Source organism: Variovorax sp. dw_308 (genome assembly GCF_019207085.1).
Taxonomy (GTDB): domain Bacteria; phylum Pseudomonadota; class Gammaproteobacteria; order Burkholderiales; family Burkholderiaceae_C; genus Variovorax.
The window spans coordinates 315,139-335,688 of the sequence record NZ_JAATOM010000003.1; the positions used below are offsets into that span (position 1 = coordinate 315,139).

A 20,550-nucleotide genomic window follows, 5' to 3' on the forward strand; every position below is an offset into this window, starting at 1 on the left:
CCCGCCCCGTCAGCCCTTCGGCGCCGGAAACGCCAGCTTGCCCGCGGAGCCCATCACTTCCATCGCTTCCGCGACGGTGTAGAGCTGACCGGTCTGGATGCTGCGCACGTGTCCGGGGAGGGTGGCCGCGACGGCGACGGTCGCGGCGACCTTCGCATCCGCTACTTCGTAGATGATGATCCCGTCGTGCTCGCCTGCCATGTAGTACATGCTGACCAGCTTGCCACCCAGCTTTTCCACCAGCGCCCTGATCGGTACGCTGCGGTCCTCCGGGTTCTTGCACAGTTTTTGCCAAGCCTCGGCGCTGTAGCTGAAATGCGAGATGAATGTCGGCATGCCCCGCTCCGTTCTTGTGAATCGAGGCTCGGCCGGATCCGCGCAGGATTGCCGGACGAGGCCTTGCCTTGGTTGGGGCCATTTTTGTACTCCTTCGGCGGCGAAAAGCAACGCAGCCGGCACAAGGCTCAGAGCGAGGCTTGCCGGCCTGTGAACGCACTGGGCACGCGCAAGTCGCCGGCCGTCGGAAGGATCTGGCCCTGGATCTGGAGCGACTTCAGTCCCGGAAACATGGCGCGCAAGGCGTCTGCATTTGCCACCCGCTTGTACGACCACGGGATGGTCCCTCCGTCACTGCGATGTTGCTGGTGCAGTTCGACGACGAAGGCCCTGGCTGGCGATGACTGTGCCTGCGCAGCGGGCATGGCGACCCACAAGACCAGCGCAAGCGCGAAGGCCTGCATCATGCAAGCGGGAAGATTGATCTGGGAAAACACGGCAACTCCTGGGGCGAGCGAAACGTCGCCATGCGGGAATTGTGTTTTTTACTTGCGCTTACCTCGAGGAACAAAGGCACGGATGCCGGCGTGTGCCCGCCTTCCGCCGACACGGCAGACCTTGCCGCGCCGGCGCGCGGCGCTTTCACGCCGCATTGCCGAAATGTCCTACGCCAGCGTATACGCCGTCTTCACCGTGGTGAAGAATTCTTGCGCGTACTTGCCCTGTTCGCGCGGGCCGTAGCTCGATCCCTTGCGGCCGCCGAAGGGCACGTGGTAGTCGACGCCCGCGGTCGGCAGGTTGACCATCACCATGCCGGCCTGGCTGTGGCGCTTGAAGTGCGTGGCGTACTTCAGGCTCGTGGTCGCAATGCCGGCGGACAGGCCGAACTCTGTGTCGTTGGCGGTGAACAGCGCCTCTTCGTAGTTCTTGACCTTGATGACGCTTGCCACCGGGCCGAAGATCTCTTCCTTGTTGATGCGCATCGATGCGACCGATTCGCTGAACAATGCGGGCGACATGTAGTAGCCCTCGGTGCCCAGCTTCAGGCGTTCGCCACCCGCCGCCAGCGTGGCCCCTTCGCCCTTGCCGATGGCGATGTATTCCAGGTCCTGGTCGAGTTGCGACTGGCTCGACACCGGGCCGATGTCGGTGCCGGCCGCGAGCGCGTCACCCACCTTGATCTTCGCCATGCGTTCCTGCATCGCGGCGATGAACTTCGGATAGATGCCTTCGGTGACGATCAGGCGGCTCGATGCAGTGCAGCGCTGGCCGGTCGAATAGAAGGCGCTCTGCACGCTGAGCTCGACGGCTTGCGCGAGGTCGGCGTCATCGAGGATGACCTGCGGGTTCTTGCCGCCCATCTCCAGCTGCACCTTCTTGTGGTTGGTGACGCACTGGATCGCGATGTTGCGGCCCACGCCCACCGAGCCGGTGAAGCTGATCGCATGGATGCCGGGATGGTTCACGAGCGCATTGCCGATGACGCTGCCGCGGCCCATCACCAGGTTGAACACGCCGGCCGGAATGCCCGAGCGGCTGATGATCTCGGCCAGGGCCCAGGAGGAACCCGGCACCAGGTCGGCCGGCTTCAGCACCACGCAATTGCCGAAGGCCAGTGCGGGCGCGATCTTCCACGCGGGAATCGCGATGGGGAAGTTCCACGGCGTGATCAGGCCGACGACGCCGACCGGCTCGCGTGTGATCTCGACGCCGATGTTCGGGCGCACCGAAGGCAGCGTCTCGCCCGACAGGCGCAGGCACTCACCCGCGAAGAACTTGAAGATCTGGCCGGCGCGCGTGGCTTCGCCGATGCCCTCCGCCTTGGTCTTGCCTTCTTCGCGCGACAGCAGCGTGCCAAGCTCTTCTCGCCGCGCGAGGATCTCGGTGCCGATCTTGTCGAGCGCATCGGAGCGGGCCTGGATGCTGCCTGTGGCCCATGCCGGGAAGGCGGCGGTGGCGGCGGCCACGGCGGCTTCGACGTGCGTGGCGTCGCCCTGCGTGTACTCGGCGATCGTGTCGCCCAGGTTCGACGGGTTCAGGTTCGGGCTGTAGGCATTGCCCCGGGTCCACTGGCCGCCGATGAGGTTGTCGTGTTGTTGCATGTCAGGATGTCCTTGAGGTGGAAAGACGTGAGGGCCGAAGCGTATGCGGCTTCGGCCCCCGCGTGTGATGGCTATGGGATGGCGTTCGCGGGTCGAGCGCCGCGCTGTGCGCTCCGTGCGCCTGCGCACGACCGGGCGGCACTCACGGCGCCGGTGGGCGAACGGCCTGGCGCGCCAGCAGCTTCCAGTCGCCGCCCTGCTTCTGCCAGACGCCGAGGATCTTGATCGCGACCTTGCCCGGCTTGCCGCCATCGTTGGTGTCGGCGGTGAGCGTGTGCCGCACGATCGCGTTGTTGCCGACGATCTTGATGGTCTGTTCGGTGATCGCGATGGTCACGAAGTCCGACGCACCGCTCATCAGGTCGGCCATGAAGCTGGTCTTGGTGTCGACCTTGCCGCCTGAATGCCCGTAGCTCAAGTCGTCGGCGACCAGCGCGTTGAGCGCGGCGGGTGTCGGGTCGATCATTGCCACGCGCAGCTTCTCGGCGGCGGCCGCCACGGCCTGCGCATCGCCCGGCGACGATGCGCCGCCAGACGACATGCCGGCGCAACCGGCGAGTGCCACGGTGGCGGCGATGATGAGGATCAGTTTCTTCAGCATTTGGCGTCTCCTGGGGTTGTTGTCGAAGTTCTTCTTGCGGATGGAAACTCTTCACGCGGAGCACCGCGGTACCGGCGTCGCCGGCCCGCCGCTGCAGGCCCCGCCGGAGATCGCCTTGCGCGCACCGGGCGTCCGCAGCCTGCGGGCGAATTACAGGCCTTGAGGGCCCAGCTTGTCGATCAAGGCCTTGAGCATGTCCATCTCGTCGGCCTTCAGGTCAGTCAATGGCGTGCGCACCGGGCCTGCATCGTGGCCGACGATCTTCGCGCCGGCCTTGATGATGCTGACCGCGTAGCCTTGCATGCGGTTGCGCAAATCGAGGTACGGCATGAAGAAGTCCTTCAGCAGGCGATGCTGCGTGGTCATGTCGTCGTTTGCTACCGCGTGGTAGAAGTCCATCGCCGTCTTCGGGATGAAGTTGAACACGGCCGACGAGTACACCGGCGTACCCATGGCCTTGTAGGCGGCGGCATAGACCTCGGCAGTCGGCAGGCCACCCAGGTAGGCGAAGCGGTCGCCCATGCGCTGGTAGATCGCGACCATGGTTTCGATGTCGCCGATGCCATCCTTGAAACCGACCAGGTTGGGGTTGCGTTCAGCCAGCCTGGCCAGCGTCTCGGGCTTGAAGCGCGTCGAGCCGCGGTTGTAGATGATCACGCCGAAGTCCACGCTCTTGCACACGGCTTCCACGTGCGCAGCCAGGCCTTCCTGGCCGGCTTCGGTGAGGTAATGCGGCAGCAGCAGGATGCCGTGCGCGCCGGCCTTCTCGGCGGCCTGCGCGCATTCGATGGCAAAGCGCGTCGGGCCGCCGGCGCCGGCAATGATCGGCACCACGCCCTTGCAGGTGTCGACGGCCGTCTTGATGATGCCGGGGTATTCCGCGCCGGTCAGCGAGAAGAACTCGCCCGTGCCGCCCGCTGCGAACAAGGCGGTCGCGCCATAAGGCGCCAGCCATTCGAGGCGCTTTTCATAGCCCTGCTTGTTGAAGTCGCCGTTCGCGTCGAAGTCGGTCAACGGAAACGAGAGAAGGCCGGAGCCCATGATGGTCTTGAGTTCTTGCGGATTCATTGTTGAGAACGTTCAGTGGATGGATTGGCAATAGAAACGGGGAGCGGAAATCGCGATAAGAACGCGCGTAGAAGTCGCGAAGATTCCGTAGCGAGGGCGTTGAGGTCGGGTCGAGGAGCGGAGCCGTACTCTGGTACGGTGAGCACCGCAGGCCCGAGATCGGCGTCCGCAGCAGGAAGATTCGCGGCTTCGGTCAATCGAGCTTGATGTCGGCGTCGGCGACCACCTTGGCCCAGCGCGCGCGCTCCTTGTTGAAGAAGGCTTCCTCTTCAGCCGGAGACATCGTCACGACCTCTGCGCCCTGTACCGCCATGCGCGAGCGAATGTCGGCGGAGCGGATGATGGTGATCAGTTCCTTGTTCAGGCGCTGGATGATCGCGTCCGGCGTGCCCTTGGCCACGCGCACACCTTGCCAGGTGCCGGTTTCGAACCCGGGCACGCCTTGCTCCGCGATGGTCGGCACGTCGCCCAGCAGCGGCATGCGGGTGGCCTTCGATACGCCCAGCACCTTGAGCTTGCCGCCCTGCACTTGCGGCAGCGTCGCCAGCATGCCGTTCATCAGGATCTGGGTCTGGCCGGCGACGGTGTCCTGCACCGCCTGCACGCCGCCCTTGTACGGCACGTAGGTCCACTTGGCGCCGACCGCGCGCTGCAACGCCACGCCGGCCAGGTGCGGCGCGCTGCCGGTGGCGGTCACCGCGAAGTTCAGGTCGCTGGTCTTCGACAAGGCGACCAGTTCCTTCAGGTTGCTGGCCTTGACCGACGGATGCACCACCAGCAGGTGCGGCGAATAGGCCAGCATGGTCACGCCGCGCAGGTCCTTCGAAGGGTCGAACGAGAGCTTGGTGTAGACCGATGGGCTGATGGCCAGCGCGCCCACGTCGCACAGCAGCAGCGTGTAGCCGTCCGGAGCCGATTTAGAGACGGCGTCCGCACCCAGGTTGCCGTTGGCGCCTGCCCGGTTCTCGACGATCACCGGTTGGCCCAGCGCCAGCGACAGCGGCTGGCTGATGAAGCGCGCAATGATGTCCGACGAGCCGCCCGGCGGGTACGGAACGATGATCTTGATCGGCTTGGTGGGCCAGTTGGCCGGCGCGGCGGCCTGGGCCAGTGCCGCGATCGGTGCGGCAGCCAGCAGGCTGGCCACGCCGGCGGCAAGAAGGGAGCGACGTGCAGGAATCATTGTTGTCTCCTTGAAGGGTTTGTCAGGTGCGCTCGAAATGACAGCGCAATCATTTTCGTCGTCAGTCATCGTACAACTAAAAATACAACACGTCCAGCGGGGCAGCCTCAAAAAACTCAGGCTTCGGAAGCCGGGGGCGTGGGGGCGGCGGTCTTTTGCGCGGCCTCTTGCGCCACGCGCAGCCGTTCGCGGCTGTTCGTCAGGTGGATGCGCATGGCGGCGCGCGCTGATTCGGGGTCGCGCCGCGCGATCGCGGCATAGATCTCTTCGTGCTCGCGGTTGACGCGCGTCAGGTAGGCCCCGCCGCGGTCGCTGTTGCGGATGGCGCTGATGCGCGTGCGCGGGATGATCGTGGTGCCGAGGTGGCTCATGATGTCCGCGAAGTACGGATTGCCGGTCGCCTTGGCGATCGCCAGGTGGAAGCGGAAGTCGGGCGACACCGTGTCCCCTGCTGCCGACACGTTGCTCTCGAATTCGTCGAGCGCCTGGCGCATGGCCAGCAGCTGCTCGTCGGTACGGCGGCTGGCGGCCAGCCCGGCCGACTCGGTCTCCAGGCTGATGCGCAGCTCGAGCACGGCCAGCACGTCGACCGATGCGGCGATTTCGCCCGGGTCGAGCCGGAACACACCTCCCGCGCGCGGCTGCAGCACGAAGGTGCCCACGCCATGGTGCGTCTCGACCAACTCGGCCGCCTGCAGCTTCGACAACGCCTCGCGCACCACGGTGCGGCTGACGCTGTAGGCCTGCATGATTTCGGATTCGGTGGGCAGCTTGTCGCCGGGGCGCAGCACCTGGTTGCGGATCTTGTCGCTCAGGTCGTCGACCAGGCCATGGGCCAGGCCGCGTGCGCGTTGGCGCGGGCGGCCGACGAAGGGGGCGCCGGCTTCCGTGCTTGTTGTTGTGGCCCGCATGTCTCTTTTTAAGGGATTACCCGTATCAGTCATCGCCATGTCTTGATCATAATTCGGGCCTCGTTGTACGACAACACATAACTGACAATACGAGATAAAAACTTCATGTTCAACGTTCGAGCCACCCGGCCATGAAGTACTCCCTCGACTTCACCCCCCTGCTTCCCTATTGGCCCGTCTTCGTGAACGGGGCCTGGCTCACGCTCAAGATGACCGCGGTGGCCGTGGTCGTGGGCGTGGCGGTCGGCACGCTGGTGGCCTTTGCCAAGCGCGGCAGGAACAAGCCGCTCGCGCGCCTGTGCTCGGCCTATATCGAGGTGGTGCGCAACACGCCCTTCCTGGTGCAGATCTTCCTGCTGTACTTCGGGCTGGCCAGTTTCGGGGTGCGCATGCCGACCTTCGCGGCGGCGGTGCTGGCGATGATCATCAACATCGCGGCATATGCGGCAGAGATCATCCGCGCCGGGCTGGAGTCGGTGCCGCGCGGGCAGATCGAGGCGGCCGAATGCCTGGGACTGTCGAAATGGCGCATCGGCTGGCATGTGATGCTGCAGCCGTCGATCGAAAAGGTCTACCCGGCCCTCACCAGCCAGTTCCTGCTGATGATGCAGGCCTCGGCCATGGCCTCCCAGATCTCGGCGGAAGAACTCACGGCCATCGCCAACACGGTGCAGTCGGACACCTTCCGTTCTCTTGAAACGTACATCGTGGTGGCGGCCCTCTACCTGGTGTTGTCCCTCGTCATCAAGTTCGTCACCGGCCTGCTCGGCGAATACCTGTTCCGCCGCCGGCGCGTGCTGCGCAAGGCCGCTGCCAGCTCGGGCCGGCTGATGGTCGACACCACGCAAGCCAACGTGGCGAGCCACGGCGGCGCCGCATAGGGGCAAGCGATGTTCGGCAGCTTCTCGCTCACCCACCTGCTCTACCTGTTCACCTCGATCGGGTGGACATTGGTGCTCTCCGCGCTGGCCTTCGCGCTCGGCGCGGTGGGCGGCTTCGGCGTGATGCTCGCGCGCATCTCGCCGCGGCCCTGGCTGCGCTGGCTGGCCGTCGCGTACATCGAGTGCATCCAGGGCATTCCGCTGCTGATCCTGCTGTTCATCGTGTACTTCGGGCTGTCGGTGTACGGGTTCCAGTTGCCCTCGTTGGTGGCCGCGGGGCTGGCGATGATGGTCTACGTCAGCGCCTACCTGGGCGACATCTGGCGTGGCTGCGTCGAGGCCATGCCCAAGCCGCAATGGGAAGCCGCCGAGTGCCTGGCCTTCTCGCGCTGGCAGACGCTGCGCCTCGTGATCATTCCGCAGGCCGTGCGGCTTTCCCTGCCGCCGACCGTGGGCTTCCTGGTGCAGATCATCAAGATGACATCGCTGGCCTCGGTCATCGGTTTTGTCGAACTGACACGCGCGGGCCAGATCATCAACAACTCGATCTTCCAGCCCTTCCTGATCTTCAGCATCGTGGGCGCCTTCTATTTCGCCCTGTGCTATCCGCTGTCGCGCTGGAGCGAAGCGATGGAGAAAAAGCTCAATGTCGCCAATCGTTAGTCTCCAGGACGTGTACAAGAGCTTCGGCTCGAACCAGGTCCTCAAGGGCGTCTCGTTCGAAGTGGCCAAGGGCGAGATGATCGCGATCATCGGCGCCAGCGGCTCGGGCAAGAGCACGGCCTTGCGCTGCATCGACCGGCTCGAAGCCATCGACCGCGGCACCATCGAAGTCGCCGGCATCCGCGTCGACAGCCCCTCGGTCGACCTGAAGCGCCTGCGGCTCGAAGTGGGCATCGTGTTCCAGAGCTACAACCTCTTCCCGCACCTCACGGTCGAGGAAAACATCATGCTGGCGCTGCGCCACGTGAAGAAGCTGTCGCGCAGCGAGGCGCACGAGGTCAGCATGCGCGTGCTCGACCAGGTCGGCCTGAAGGAAAAGGCCGGCGCCTATCCCGAGCAACTCTCGGGCGGCCAGCAGCAGCGCGTGGCGATTGCCCGGTCGCTGGCCATGTCGCCCAAGGTCATGCTGTTCGACGAAGTCACTTCCGCGCTCGACCCGCAACTCACCGGCGAAGTGCTGCGCGTGATGGAAGACCTCGCGGCCGGCGGCATGACCATGCTGCTGGTGACGCACGAGATGGCCTTCGCCAAGCGCGTGGCCGACCGGATCATCTACATGCACCAGGGCAAGGTCTGGGAAACCGGCGCGGGCGACATGCTCGATTCGCCGAAGACCGCCGAGCTCAAGGCCTTCCTCGACAACGGCCTGTAGGCGCCACACCCGTTTTTTTGTTCCTTCCATTCAACGAATCATTCCAGGAGACTTCCAATGACTTCCAAGACCATGTTCGCCCGCACCGCCATCGCCGCCGTATTGCTGGCCTGCGGTGCGCACGCCGCGCTGGCCGACCAGTTCGACGACATCAAGAAGGCCGGCAAGGTTCGCGTGGCGATCGCCATCGGCACGCCGCTGTTCAGCTATGCCGACGCGAACCTTCAGCCCACCGGCTCCGACGTCGATACCGCAACCGAACTGGCCAAAGACCTGGGCGTGAAGCTCGAGATCGTGCCGATCACCACCGCCGCCCGGATTCCTACCCTGCAAGCGCAGCGCGCGGACCTCGTGATTTCCAGCTTGTCGATCACCGAGGAACGCGCCAAGGTCGTCGACTTCTCGATTCCCTATTCGGCCATCACCATCATGGTCGGCGCGCCCAAGGACATGAAGATCGCCAGCTACGCGGACCTGAATGGCAAGAAGATCGGCCTCACGCGCGCCACCACCAACGACACGCTGACGACCAAGGAAGCCAAGGGCGCCGAAATCATGCGCTATGAGGACGACGCCACGCTCATCACCTCGGTGGTCACTGGCCAGGTCGACATCTTCTCGAGCACGCCTTCGAACATGGGCGAGATCAACAAGCGCGCCCCGGGCAAGAACTTCGAGATGAAGTTCTCGCAACTCGACTCGGGCCTCGGCATCACGATGAACAAGGGCGAGCCGAAGCTGAAGGAATGGATCAACGCCTGGGTGTCGACCAACGTCAAGAACGGCAAGCTCAATGCCATCTACAAGAAGTACCACGGCCGCGACCTGCCCACCAATGTCGTGAAGCCCGCGTGAGGAGGACCTGAATGTCGACTTCCAACCTGAAGGTCAAGCGCCTGCTCCTGACCGGCGCGGCCGGCGGCCTGGGCAAGGTCCTGCGCGAGCGCTTGCGTCCCTTTGCGGACGTGATTCGCGTGTCCGATCTTGCAGCCCCCGCCGCGGCCGAGGGTCCGCACGAAGAAGTCGTGGTGTGCGACCTGGCCGACAAGGCCGCGGTCGACGCACTGGTGGCCGGCTGCGACGCCATCGTCCACCTGGGCGGTGTGTCGGTCGAGCGCCCCTTCGAGGAAATCCTTGAAGCCAACATCAAGGGCGTGTTCCATCTCTACGAAGCGGCACGCCGCCACGGCTGCAAGCGCATCGTGTTCGCCAGTTCCAACCATGTGATCGGCTTCTACAGGCAGACCGAGCACATCGACGCCACCGCCGCGAAACGGCCCGACGGCAACTATGGCCTGTCGAAGGCCTTCGGCGAGGACGTGGCCCAGTTCTATTACGACCGCTACGGCATCGAGACGGTCAGCATCCGCATCGGCTCCTCGTTCCCCGAGCCACTCAACCGCCGGATGATGAGTTCGTGGCTGAGCTACCGCGACCTGACCAACCTGGTCGAGAAGTGCCTGTTCACGCCCGACGTGAAGCACACCATCGTCTACGGCATGTCGGCCAATCGCGACGTCTGGTGGGACAACAGCGCCGCCGCGCGCCTGGGCTTCGTGCCGCAGGATTCATCGGAACCGTTCCGCGCCAAGGTCGAGGCCCAGCCGCCGGTCGCAGCCGATGACCCGAACGCCATCTACCAGGGCGGCGCCTTCACCGCGCAAGGCCCCTTTGAATGAAGCGCCGGTTCCACCCCTTTTTGTAAGCAGTGCATCGGAGACGAGGGTCTCCATCTCAACCCAAGGAAGACAGATGAAATTCAAACAAGCCAAGCTTCTCAGCGTCGTCGCGACGGCAGTGCTCGCACTGGCGGCCGGCGCCGCGCAAGCCCGCGACTTCCGTTCCGCGGAAGTGCACTCCAAGGACTTCCCGACCAACATGGCCGTCAAGCAGATGAGCGACGACCTGGCCAAGGCCTCGGGCGGCAAGGACAAGATCAAGATCTTCGCCGACAGCGCCCTGGGTTCGGAAAAGGACACGGTCGAGCAGGTCAAGATCGGCGCGCTCGACATGGTGCGCGTCAGCTCGGCCTCGTTCCACGGCATCGTGCCGGATTCGGTGATTCCGTCGCTGCCCTTCCTGTTCCGCGACATCGAGCATTTCCGCAAGGTGATGTACGGCCCGACCGGCGACAAGATCCTGGCCTCGTTCGAGAAGGCCGGCTTCGTCGGCCTGTGCTTCTATGAAAGTGGCGCGCGCTCGGTGTATGCCAAGAAGCCCGTCAAGACCGTTGCCGACATGAAGGGCATGAAGATCCGCGTGCAGCCGTCCGACCTGATGGTGAGCCTGGTGACCGCCGCTGGCGGATCGCCCACGCCCATGCCCCTGGCCGAGGTCTACACCGGCCTGAAGACCGGCCTGGTCGACGCTGCCGAGAACAACTACCCCTCGTACGAAGAAGCCAAGCACTACGAATCGGCGCCCGTGTATTCGGAAACGATGCACGTCATGACGCCTGAGGTGCTCGTGTTTTCCAAGAAGATCTGGGACACGCTGCCCAAGGACCAGCAAGAGCAGATCCGCAAGGCCGCGAAGGACTCGGTGCCCTACTACGTCAAGCTCTGGGAAGCGCGTGAGAAGGACGCCAAGGCGGCCGTCATCAAGGGCGGCGCCAAGATCGTGCCGGCCGCGGACATCGACCGCAAGGGCTTTGTCGACGTCGAGAAGCCGGTGTGGGACAAGTTCGCGACCACGCCTGAACTCAAGGCCCTCGTCGCGGAAATCGTGAACACGAAGTAATGGCCGTGCGATGAGCTTGTTTACCCATCTGAACGCAAGGTTGTCGCGCTGGGCGATGTACCTTGCGTGCCTGTGCCTGGTCGGCCTGTTGTCGGTCGTGGTGTACGGCGTGGTGCTTCGCTACGTCTTCAACAACGCGCCCGCCTACGTCGAGCAGGTCGCCTTGCTGCTGGTGATCTCGGTCGCCATGTTCGGCGCTTCCGCAGGTGTGCGGGACGCCGGCCATATCGGCCTGGATTCGCTGGTCAAGGTGCTGCCACCGCGCGGACAGTTCTGGTGCAAGTTCATCGTCTACGTGCTGAGCATCGCGTTTGCGGTGGCGCTGTTCCTCGGCGCAGGCGAGATGGCAGTCTCGACACATCACGACACCATTCCCACGCTGGGCATCTCCGAGTCGTACCGGTATTTGCCAGTGATGATCGCCGGCGTGCTCATCACCCTTTTTTCCCTTGAGCACATGGTTGCCCAGTTCACCGAAGAAGAGGTCGTTCCATCATGGCACTGACACTGCTCACTGTCAGTTTCGGCGTCTTCCTGCTGTTCGGCATGCCGGTCGCTTTCGCGATCGGGCTGAGTTGCCTGCTGACCTTCGCCTTCGAGGGCCTGCCCTTCGAGACCGCCATCCAGATGATGGTGTCGGGCATGAACGTGTTCTCGTTCCTGGCCATTCCGTTCTTCATCTTCTCGGGTGAGCTGATGCTGCATGGCGGCATCGCAGACAAGATCGTCAACTTCGCGCGCAGCCTGGTCGGCCACTGGAAGGGCGGCCTGGGGCTGGCCAACGTGGTGGCCTCCACGCTGTTCGGCGGCGTCTCGGGCTCGCCCGTGGCGGACACCTCGGCCATGGGCGGCGTGATGATCCCGGTCATGGTCAAGGAAGGCTACGGCGCCGACTACGCGGTGAACGTGACCACGCACGCGTCGCTCTCGGGCGCGCTGATGCCGACCTCGCACAACATGATCATCTACGCCTTCGCGGCGCAGGCTGCCGCCGGTGAAATCGGCGGGCATGTGATCCGCGGCGTGTCGATCGGCGACCTGATGTTCGCCGGCCTGATCCCGGTGTTCTGGATCATGGTCTGCATGCTGGTGGCTGCCTACTGGCAAGCCGCCAGGTACGGCTACCCGCGCCGCCCCGACGGCACCACCGCCGTCGAACGCTTCCCTGGCTGGGGCGCGGTGCTGCGCACGTTCATCGCCGCGATCCCGGGCCTGATGGTGATCGTCATCATCCTGTTCTGCGTGATGGAAGGGGTGGCCACGGCGACGGAGGCAGCGGCCATCGCGGTGACCTACTCGCTGATATTGACGGTCTTCGTCTACCGCACGATGAGCCGCAAGAACCTGTTCAAGTCGCTGGCCAAGGCCTCGAAGACCACGGGCGTGATCCTGCTGTTGATCGGCGTTTCGAACATGCTGCGCTACCAGATGGCGTACCTGGAGATCCCGGACACCATCGAGGCTGCGCTGCTGACCGCGACGACCACGCCGTGGATCATGCTGCTGTACATCAACATCATCCAGATCTTCCTGGGCATCTTCCTGGACATGGCGGCCCACATCCTGATCACGACGCCGCTGTTCCTGCCGCTGGCGATCCAGATGGGCGTGGGCCCGGTGCAGTTCGGCATGATGCTGCTGCTCAACTGCGCGCTGGGGCTCGTGCATCCACCCGTGGGGACGGTGCAGTTCATCGGCTGTGCGATCGGCAAGATATCGATCGGGGAGGCGACGAAAACCGCCTGGCCCTACTACCTGGCGATCTTCATAGCAATCACGCTGGTGACCTATGTTCCAGCGTTCTCGACCTGGCTGCCATCGCTGATCACCGGCCATGTGGTTCTGTAGCTGATGTTCGCCGTTTATGTATCCAACGCCGAGAGCGGCGACATCTCGGTCCTGCAGCTCGACCCGGCACTGCGCACGCTGACGCCGGTGCAGACGGTCGAAGTCGGCGGTGAAGTGATGCCGCTCGCGCTGAGTCCGAAGCGCGACCGCCTCTACGCGGCGCGCCGGTCGGAGCCACGCGAGGCCGTGTGCTTTGCCATCGATGCGAAGAGCGGCGCGCTGTCGCTGCTCGGCGCTGGCCCGCTGCCGCAAAGCATGGCCTACATCGCGACCGACCTCACCGGCCGCTACCTCTTCAGCGCTTCCTACGGCGGCAACCTGATCGCGGTGAACGCCATCGACGGCAATGGAGTCGTGCAGGCCACGCAGCAGGTGGTGCCGACCGGACCGAATGCGCATGCCATCCTGGCGACGCCGTCCAACCGCTTCGTGTTCTCGACCAGCTTGGGCGGCAAGGTCGTGAACCAGTTCCGCTTCGATGCCGCGACCGGGCAACTCGTGCCGAACACGCCGCCCAGCATCACGCCGCACGAAGGCGCGAGCCCGCGGCACTTCGTCTTCAGCCCTGACGCTCGCTTCGTCTACCTGCTGAACGAGCTGGACGCAAGCATCGACGTGCTCGTCTGCGACGCCGCAAGTGGCACCTTGAACCCGGTGCAGAACATCGGATCGCTGCCCCCGGGCTTCAGCGGCGAGCCATGGGCCGCCGACCTGCACCTGACGCCGGACGGCCGCTACCTCTACAGCAGCGAGCGCCGGTCCGACACGCTGGCCGCCTTCCGCGTCGACGCGGCCGATGGCACGCTTTCGCTGATCGGCCACACACCGACCGAATCGCAGCCGCGCGGCTTCAATATCACGGCGGACGGGCAATTCCTCATCGCCGCCGGCCAGAAATCGGATCGCTTGCGGCTTTACGGGATCGACAGCGCCTCCGGCGAACTGACGCCCGTCGGCGACGCCCCGGCGGGTCGCGGGGCCAACTGGGTCGAGAGCATCTCCCTCACTGCCTGAGCCAGCCTCTCCGGAAGGACTGACATGTCTGCGACCCCCACGTGCGCCCCGCTGTTCATCACCATGCACGATGCCGACAACGTCGCGATCGTGGCCAACGACGGCGGGCTGCCCGCCGGCACGGAGTTCCCCTCGGGCCTCACGCTGGTGGACAAGGTGCCGCAGGCACACAAGGTCGCGCTGGTCGACATTCCCGAGGGCGGCGAGGTGCGCCGCTACAACGTGGTCATCGGCTATGCGCTCAAGCCGCTGCCCGCGGGCACCTGGGTGCATGAGCGGCTGCTGAAGATGCCGCCCGCACGCGAGTTGGTCGGCCTGCCCATCGCCACCATCAAGCCCGAGCCCCAACCGCCGCTGGAGGGCTACACCTTCGAGGGCTACCGCAACCTCGACGGCTCGGTGGGCACCCGCAACATCCTGGCCATCACGCAGACCGTGCAGTGCGTGGCCGGCGTCACCGACTTCGCCGTCTCGCGCATCAAGTCCGAGCTGCTGCCCAAGTACCCCAACGTCGACGATGTCGTCGCGCTGGAGCACACCTACGGCTGCGGCGTAGCCATCGACGCGCCCGACGCGATCATCCCGATCCGCACGCTGCGCAACATCAGCCTGAACCCCAACTTCGGCGGCGAGGTGATGCTGGTGAGCCTGGGCTGCGAGAAGCTGCAGCCCGAGCGCCTGATGCCGCCCGGCACCATTCCGCTCATCGACGAGCGCAACGTGGCCGATGTCGGCTCCAGTGCCGACGCCAAGCTGGACGTGGTCTGCCTGCAGGACGATGCGCATGTGGGCTTCATGTCGATGGTCGAGTCGATCATGCGGCAGGCGGAAGAACACCTGGAGCGGCTCAACGCGCGCCGCCGCGAGACCGTCCCCGCCAGCGAACTGGTGGTGGGCGTGCAGTGCGGCGGCAGCGATGCGTTCTCCGGTGTCACGGCCAACCCGGCGGTGGGCTACTGCACCGACCTGCTGGTGCGCGCGGGCGCCACCGTGATGTTCTCGGAAGTGACCGAAGTGCGCGACGGCATCGACCAGTTGACCTCGCGCGCCACGACGCCCGAAGTGGCCGAGGCGATGATCCGCGAGATGGCCTGGTACGACGCCTACCTGGACAAGGGGCGCGTGGACCGCAGCGCCAACACGACGCCGGGCAACAAGAAGGGCGGGCTGTCGAACATCGTGGAGAAGGCGATGGGCTCGATCGTGAAGTCGGGCAGCTCGCCGATCTCGGGCGTGATCTCGCCGGGCGAGAAGTTGAAGCAAAAGGGCCTGATCTACGCGGCCACGCCGGCGAGCGACTTCATCTGCGGCACGCTGCAGCTCGCTGCAGGAATGAACCTGCATGTGTTCACCACGGGACGCGGTACGCCCTACGGCTTGGCCGAAGTGCCCGTCATCAAGGTGGCCACGCGGGCCGACCTGGCGCGCCGCTGGCACGACCTGATGGACATCAACGCCGGCACCATCGCCACGGGCGAGAAGACCATCGCGGACGTGGGCTGGGAGATGTTCCAGCTGATGCTCGACGTGGCCAGCGGTCGCAAGAAGACCTGGGCCGAGCACTGGAAGCTGCACAACGCGCTGGTGTTGTTCAATCCGGCGCCGGTGACGTGACTCCCATGTGCCACCACGCCCACCGCTTCCACAGCCTCAGCGCAACCGGCGCCGCCGGGCTGCTGGTGTTGCACCCGGCTGGGGATGGACTGCGCCAATTGCAGCGTGGGGGCGAACAACAAGCCCTTCAAACACGCAAGTCCTGCCGTCCGGCGGCCATAGAAGAATTGCGCGAAGCTCGGGACCGAGTCAATTTTTTATGAAGGAATCGACATGGAAGACCTGAAAGGCAAGACCGCCCTCATCACTGGCGCCAGCACCGGCATCGGCGCCGCGGTCGCCATCGCCTATGCGGCGCGCGGCATGCGCGTGGCAGTCCACTACAACAGCTCTTCCGATGCCGCCGAGAAGGTGGTCACCACGATCAAGGCTGCTGGTGGCGAGGCCTTCACCTTGCGCACCGACGTGCGCGACACCGCCGCCATCAAGGAGGCCACACGGCAAGCCCACGACCAACTCGGCGGCATCGACGTGCTGGTCAACAACGCCGGCAGCCTGGTCAAGCGCGTGCCCATCGCGGACTTCGACGACGCGCTGTTCGACGAGGTGATGCACATCAATGCCCGCTCGGTCCTGGCCTTCTGCCGCGAGGTGGTTCCGCTGATGCGCGCGCGCAAGAAGGGCGGCAGCATCATCAACGTGTCCTCGGTGGCGGCGCGCAATGGCGGCGGCCCGGGCGCCTACCTCTATGCCGGCGCCAAGGGCTTCGTCAGCACCGCCACGCACGGGCTGGCGAAGGAGCTCGCGCCCGACAACATCCGCGTCAACGCGGTCGCCCCAGGCGTGATCCAGACGCCGTTCCACGACCGCTTCTCGACCGCGGCGATGCTCGAATCCTTCAAGGCCAGCATCCCGCTGGGCCGCATCGGCGATCCGGAGGAATGCGTCGGCGCCTTTCTCTATTTGGCCTCTGACGCTATGTCCGGCTATGTGACAGGCCAGATCCTCGAAGTCAACGGCGGCCAGTACATGCCCTGAGCCGCCATCGATCGCAAGACGCCAGAACAACAAGAGCGCCACCCGCAGATGCCGAGGGAGCTGCGGGCCCTCGCCTCCATTCTTCCTGCAGACAGCTTCCCGGAGACAAATCCATGCAACGCCGCACTCTCGTCCAGTCCGCCATCGCCTCGCTCGCCGCGGGCGCCCTGCCCGCCTTCGCGCAAGGTGCGTGGCCCACGGGCAAGACCATCAGCTACATCGTGCCCTTCCCGGCCGGCGGCACCACCGACGTGCTGGCGCGCCTGATCGCGCAACAGCTCGGCGTCGCGCTCGGCACCTCGGTCATCATCGACAACAAGGGCGGCGCGGGCGGCAGCGTCGGCTCCGAGATCGCGGCGCGCGCCGCACCTGACGGCTACACGATGCTGGGCGGCACAATCAGCTCGCATGCGATCAACGTGAGCCTGTATCCCAAGCTCGGCTACAACCCGATCAAGTCCTTCGCGCCGGTCACGCTCATCGGCACCAACCCCGTGGTGCTGGTGGTGAACCAGGCCAGCCGCTACAAGACCCTGAAGGACGTGATCGACGCGAGCAAGGCCAAGGCAGGTTCCGGCGGGCTCTCGTCGGCCTCCGCGGGCACCGGCACCTCGCAGCACCTGGCGATGGAGCTGCTGGCCTACAGGTCGGGCGTGAAGTTCACGCACATCCCGTACAAGGGCAGCGGCCCGGCCATCCAGGACGTGATCGGCGGGCAGGTCGACATGATGTTCGACACCACCGTCGTGGCCGGCCCGCACATCCAGAGCGGCAAGCTGCGCGCCATCGCGGTCACCTCGGCCAAGCGCCTGCCCTCGATGCCCGACGTGCCGACCGTGGCCGAGTCCGGCATCAACGGCCTCAAGGACTTCGAGGTGGTGTCGTGGCAGGCCATCTTCGTGCCGGCCGGGACGCCCGCGCCCATCATCGACCGCCTGCACTCCGAGATCCGCACGATCCTCGCGAAGAGCGACATGCAGGAAAAGCTCACCGGCTTCGGCATGGCGCCGGCCGACATGACGACGACGCAGATCGCGACCTTCCAGAAGGCGGAGGTCGACAAGTGGGCCGCAGTCATCAAGGCCGCGAACATCAAGGCCGAGTAAGCCGCGGCCGCGTCACCCGCGTAGCCGGCGCCGCGAATGCACGCCACGCGCTGCCTGAGGAATGGCGGGTGCGCCCTTTACATAGAATGCGCCCCTCGCTCCGCATACAAGGCAATCCCACCGTGTCCGACCGCTCAGCCGTCCTGCTCCAATACCTGATCCCCAAGCAGGCACTGACGAACTTCGCGGGCTGGGTCGCCGGCAAGAAGCGCGGCAAGGTCACGACCTGGATCATCAAGCGCTTCGTCGCCAAGTACGGCGTCAACATGAGCGAGGCGCTCGACAGCGACATCCGCGCCTACAAGACCTTCAATGCCTTCTTCACCCGCGCGCTCAAGCCCGGCGCCCGCCCCCTGGCCAAGGCCGACCTGGTCTGCCCGGTGGACGGCGCCATCAGCCAGTTCGGCCGCATCGAGGGCGACCAGATCTTCCAGGCCAAGGGCCATCATTACAGTTGCGCCGCCCTGCTCGCCGGCAGCGCGGCGCTGGCAGCGCCGTTCACCAACGGCAGCTTCGCGACCATCTACCTGAGCCCCAAGGACTACCACCGCATCCACATGCCGTGCACCGGCCGCCTGCTGCGCATGACCTATGTGCCGGGCGACCTGTTCTCGGTCAACCCGACCACCGCGCGCGGCGTGCCCGGCCTGTTCGCACGCAACGAGCGTGTGGTCTGCCTGTTCGAGTCCGAGCTCGGCCCCTTCGCGCTGGTGCTGGTCGGCGCGACCATCGTCGGCAGCATGCAGACGGCATGGCACGGCGTGGTCAACCCGCCGCGTACCGGCAAGGTGCGCGAATGGCGCTATGAAGACAAGCAGATCGTGCTCCAGCAAGGCGAGGAAATGGGCCGCTTCCTGCTGGGCTCGACGGTCGTCCTTCTGTTCCCCGGCCCGCCGCTCGCGTTCAGCCCGGTATGGGTTCCCGCGCGCCCGGTCCGGCTCGGCGAAGTCATGGCCAACCGCAGCTCGCAACAAGCCGCATCACAATGATGCTTTGGCGCCACAACCCGCATGCAGCGGGCTGTGGCAGCTATAAAACTTGTAGCAGCCGACTGCCTCCCGCGATATAGTCCCCGACCGGCCCGGACAGCGGAAACGCGCGGTGCCGCCGCCGGAGACCGCCTTCCCCGAGGAGATGAATGTCGATGAGCATGAAGGAAAACGCAGCCGTCAGCCAGTTGCTGGCACTGCTCGAGGCCCGATACGCCCTGCGCGTGCTCTGGGCCTTGCGCGACGGCCATGCGCAGACCTTCCGGTTGCTGCAGGACAGCGTCGGCGGCATCACGCCCAACACGCTCAACACCCGCATCAAGGAACTGCGCGAGGCCGGCATCGTGCACCACGGGAGCGACGGCTACAGCCTCACCGTCAGCGGGCAGGATCTCCTCAAGCGCCTCTCCGACCTGCAGGCCTTTGCCGGCAAGTGGCAAGGCGGCCCGGCCAAGAAGGCGGCCGCGGCAATCGCAGCCGCTGCGACGACCAGCGCTCCGCTCCTCAAGTAGCTGCGGCCGACGGGGCTGCACGCCGACCCCGGGGCGGCGGCGCAGCGAGCCCACCCCCTGGGCCCGTTAAACTGCGCGGCTCGCATTTTCCCGACCGATCCAGGAGACCCCATGCCCACCACCCCCTCCGGCCTTCAATTCGAAGACACCAAGACCGGCGACGGCGCCGAAGCCAAGCCTGGCCACCACGTGCACGTGCACTACACCGGTTGGCTCTACAACGACGGCGTGCAAGGCGCCAAGTTCGACTCCAGCCGCGACCGCAACGACCCCTTCGCGTTCTCGCTGGGCGCCGGCCAGGTCATCAAGGGCTGGGACGAAGGCGTCGCCGGCATGAAGATCGGCGGCCAGCGCACATTGATCATCCCGGCATCGCTGGGTTATGGTGCCCGCGGCGCTGGCGGCGTGATCCCGCCGAATGCCACGCTGAAGTTCGACGTCGAATTGCTCGACGCGCACTGATCGCCCGCCGAGTGGGTCGGCGCGCGAGGCACGGCCCACGCCGACGGGACACCGAAAGCGTCCCGGCTGGCCGACACCGCCGATGGGTTGCAGTTCACGCCGAGGTCCGGCGCCACTTGCTGTCGCGTCTCCACCCCGTCGCCTGACACAAATACCCGCGTTGCGGGAGAGACGGCGACCACATTCCGGCAAGCCGGTGACCGTGTTCCCGGCAAGCCAGGCCCGTCGACCCGAAATAGCGTCTCCGACGCATTTTTTTGCTTGAAACCGCCCAAAGCGGCCCCAATTCGGGCGGAATCCACTGTTTTTAGACCATGTCAGCAGAAACAACCCCCATCGATCCATATCAGCTCACGGGCGAGCCCAGCCCCGAAGAGATTGAAGCCGCTCAGGCCGCGACCGCAGCCGAGGCGCAAGACGCCCTGACTGTCGCGCAAGCCGAGCTGGCCACGCTGCAGGCGGAAAACGCCGCGCTGAAGGACCAGTTCCTGCGGGCCCAGGCCGACGTGCAGAACGCCCGCCGCCGCGCCGACGACGAAATCACCAAGGCGCGCAAGTTCGCGGTCGAAGCCTTTGCCGAAAGCCTGCTGCCGGTCACCGACAGCCTCGAAGCCGGCCTGGCCCATGCCGACGCCACGCCAGAGCAGATCCGCGAAGGCGCCGAAGCCACGCTGCGCCAGCTCAAGAGCGCGCTGGAGCGCAACAAGGTCATCGAGATCGCGCCAGCTGCCGGCAGCAAGTTCGACCCGCACCAGCACCAGGCCATCTCGGTCGTGCCGGCGCCCGACCAGGAAGCCAACACCGTCGTCACGGTGCTGCAGAAGGGATACACGATCGCCGAGCGCGTGCTGCGTCCCGCGCTCGTCACGGTCAGTGCCGCAGGCTGATCGA

23 protein-coding genes are annotated in these 20,550 nt (G+C 65.5%); 16 read left to right on the forward strand and 7 right to left on the reverse strand.

Going from position 1 to position 20,550, the window contains the following annotated elements; translation table 11 throughout:
* Window positions 1–9: 9 nt before the first annotated feature.
* From HCU76_RS07885 to HCU76_RS07915, 7 genes are all read right to left on the reverse strand, one after another.
* On the reverse strand, window positions 10–336 hold the full coding sequence (locus HCU76_RS07885) for a GYD domain-containing protein (protein WP_218508942.1): 327 nt from the start codon (window positions 334–336) through the stop codon (window positions 10–12).
* Between the two features lie 128 nt (window positions 337–464).
* Window positions 465–773 (reverse strand): hypothetical protein, encoded by a 309-nt coding sequence (locus HCU76_RS07890; protein WP_218508943.1) that lies wholly within the window; start codon window positions 771–773, stop codon window positions 465–467.
* 168 nt (window positions 774–941) lie between these two features.
* The gene (locus HCU76_RS07895; RefSeq protein ID WP_218508944.1) at window positions 942–2,378 is read right to left on the reverse strand and encodes an aldehyde dehydrogenase family protein; all 1,437 of its coding nucleotides are present in this window, start codon (window positions 2,376–2,378) and stop codon (window positions 942–944) included.
* Window positions 2,379–2,520: 142 nt separating this feature from the next.
* Window positions 2,521–2,979, reverse strand: a complete 459-nt coding sequence (locus tag HCU76_RS07900) for a nuclear transport factor 2 family protein (RefSeq protein WP_218508945.1) — start codon at window positions 2,977–2,979, stop codon at window positions 2,521–2,523.
* A gap of 150 nt (window positions 2,980–3,129) precedes the next feature.
* Complete coding sequence (gene kdgD / locus HCU76_RS07905) at window positions 3,130–4,047, reverse strand: 5-dehydro-4-deoxyglucarate dehydratase (protein WP_213956216.1); 918 nt, start codon at window positions 4,045–4,047, stop codon at window positions 3,130–3,132.
* Window positions 4,048–4,240: 193 nt separating this feature from the next.
* A complete protein-coding gene (locus HCU76_RS07910; protein WP_213956215.1) occupies window positions 4,241–5,230 on the reverse strand; it encodes a tripartite tricarboxylate transporter substrate binding protein in 990 nt (329 codons plus the stop codon).
* A gap of 116 nt (window positions 5,231–5,346) precedes the next feature.
* A complete protein-coding gene (locus tag HCU76_RS07915; protein WP_213956214.1) occupies window positions 5,347–6,141 on the reverse strand; it encodes a FadR/GntR family transcriptional regulator in 795 nt (264 codons plus the stop codon).
* 131 nt (window positions 6,142–6,272) lie between these two features.
* Here HCU76_RS07915 and HCU76_RS07920 point away from each other — a divergent pair, with 131 nt between their 5' ends.
* The 16 genes from HCU76_RS07920 to grpE all read left to right on the forward strand — a co-directional run bounded on the left by HCU76_RS07920 (window position 6,273) and on the right by grpE (window position 20,546).
* Entirely contained in the window at window positions 6,273–7,022 is a 750-nt protein-coding gene (locus HCU76_RS07920) for an amino acid ABC transporter permease (protein ID WP_213956213.1), read from the forward strand.
* A 9-nt stretch (window positions 7,023–7,031) separates the two neighbouring features.
* Window positions 7,032–7,685 carry an amino acid ABC transporter permease gene (locus tag HCU76_RS07925; protein WP_213956212.1) on the forward strand — a complete coding sequence of 218 codons (654 nt, stop codon included), beginning with the start codon at window positions 7,032–7,034 and terminating at the stop codon, window positions 7,683–7,685.
* Window positions 7,669–8,397, forward strand: a complete 729-nt coding sequence (locus HCU76_RS07930) for an amino acid ABC transporter ATP-binding protein (RefSeq protein WP_213956211.1) — start codon at window positions 7,669–7,671, stop codon at window positions 8,395–8,397. The genes HCU76_RS07925 and HCU76_RS07930 overlap by 17 nt, the downstream gene beginning before the upstream one ends.
* Window positions 8,398–8,454: 57 nt before the next feature.
* Window positions 8,455–9,252 (forward strand): transporter substrate-binding domain-containing protein, encoded by a 798-nt coding sequence (locus HCU76_RS07935; protein ID WP_213956210.1) that lies wholly within the window; start codon window positions 8,455–8,457, stop codon window positions 9,250–9,252.
* Window positions 9,253–9,263: 11 nt separating this feature from the next.
* The gene (locus HCU76_RS07940) at window positions 9,264–10,076 is read left to right on the forward strand and encodes an NAD(P)-dependent oxidoreductase (RefSeq protein WP_213956209.1); all 813 of its coding nucleotides are present in this window, start codon (window positions 9,264–9,266) and stop codon (window positions 10,074–10,076) included.
* Between the two features lie 73 nt (window positions 10,077–10,149).
* Complete coding sequence (locus HCU76_RS07945; protein WP_213956208.1) at window positions 10,150–11,136, forward strand: TRAP transporter substrate-binding protein; 987 nt, start codon at window positions 10,150–10,152, stop codon at window positions 11,134–11,136.
* 10 nt (window positions 11,137–11,146) lie between these two features.
* Window positions 11,147–11,641, forward strand: a complete 495-nt coding sequence (locus tag HCU76_RS07950; RefSeq protein ID WP_213956207.1) for a TRAP transporter small permease — start codon at window positions 11,147–11,149, stop codon at window positions 11,639–11,641.
* Window positions 11,632–12,984: a TRAP transporter large permease gene (locus tag HCU76_RS07955; protein WP_213956206.1), complete on the forward strand. Its 1,353-nt coding sequence runs from the start codon at window positions 11,632–11,634 to the stop codon at window positions 12,982–12,984. The genes HCU76_RS07950 and HCU76_RS07955 overlap by 10 nt, the downstream gene beginning before the upstream one ends.
* A 3-nt stretch (window positions 12,985–12,987) precedes the next feature.
* The gene (locus HCU76_RS07960) at window positions 12,988–13,998 is read left to right on the forward strand and encodes a beta-propeller fold lactonase family protein (protein WP_213956205.1); all 1,011 of its coding nucleotides are present in this window, start codon (window positions 12,988–12,990) and stop codon (window positions 13,996–13,998) included.
* A 24-nt stretch (window positions 13,999–14,022) separates the two neighbouring features.
* A complete protein-coding gene (garD, locus tag HCU76_RS07965; RefSeq protein ID WP_218508946.1) occupies window positions 14,023–15,612 on the forward strand; it encodes a galactarate dehydratase in 1,590 nt (529 codons plus the stop codon).
* A gap of 213 nt (window positions 15,613–15,825) precedes the next feature.
* Window positions 15,826–16,590: an SDR family NAD(P)-dependent oxidoreductase gene (locus HCU76_RS07970; RefSeq protein WP_213955748.1), complete on the forward strand. Its 765-nt coding sequence runs from the start codon at window positions 15,826–15,828 to the stop codon at window positions 16,588–16,590.
* A 113-nt stretch (window positions 16,591–16,703) separates the two neighbouring features.
* On the forward strand, window positions 16,704–17,696 hold the full coding sequence (locus HCU76_RS07975) for a tripartite tricarboxylate transporter substrate binding protein (protein WP_218508947.1): 993 nt from the start codon (window positions 16,704–16,706) through the stop codon (window positions 17,694–17,696).
* Window positions 17,697–17,818: 122 nt separating this feature from the next.
* Window positions 17,819–18,685: an archaetidylserine decarboxylase gene (gene asd, locus HCU76_RS07980; RefSeq protein ID WP_218508948.1), complete on the forward strand. Its 867-nt coding sequence runs from the start codon at window positions 17,819–17,821 to the stop codon at window positions 18,683–18,685.
* A gap of 155 nt (window positions 18,686–18,840) precedes the next feature.
* Complete coding sequence (locus HCU76_RS07985) at window positions 18,841–19,197, forward strand: helix-turn-helix domain-containing protein (RefSeq protein WP_213955745.1); 357 nt, start codon at window positions 18,841–18,843, stop codon at window positions 19,195–19,197.
* Window positions 19,198–19,308: 111 nt separating this feature from the next.
* On the forward strand, window positions 19,309–19,659 hold the full coding sequence (locus HCU76_RS07990; protein ID WP_213955744.1) for an FKBP-type peptidyl-prolyl cis-trans isomerase: 351 nt from the start codon (window positions 19,309–19,311) through the stop codon (window positions 19,657–19,659).
* Window positions 19,660–19,973: 314 nt separating this feature from the next.
* Window positions 19,974–20,546, forward strand: a complete 573-nt coding sequence (gene grpE / locus HCU76_RS07995; protein WP_213955743.1) for a nucleotide exchange factor GrpE — start codon at window positions 19,974–19,976, stop codon at window positions 20,544–20,546.
* The last annotated feature ends 4 nt before the right edge of the window (window positions 20,547–20,550 follow it).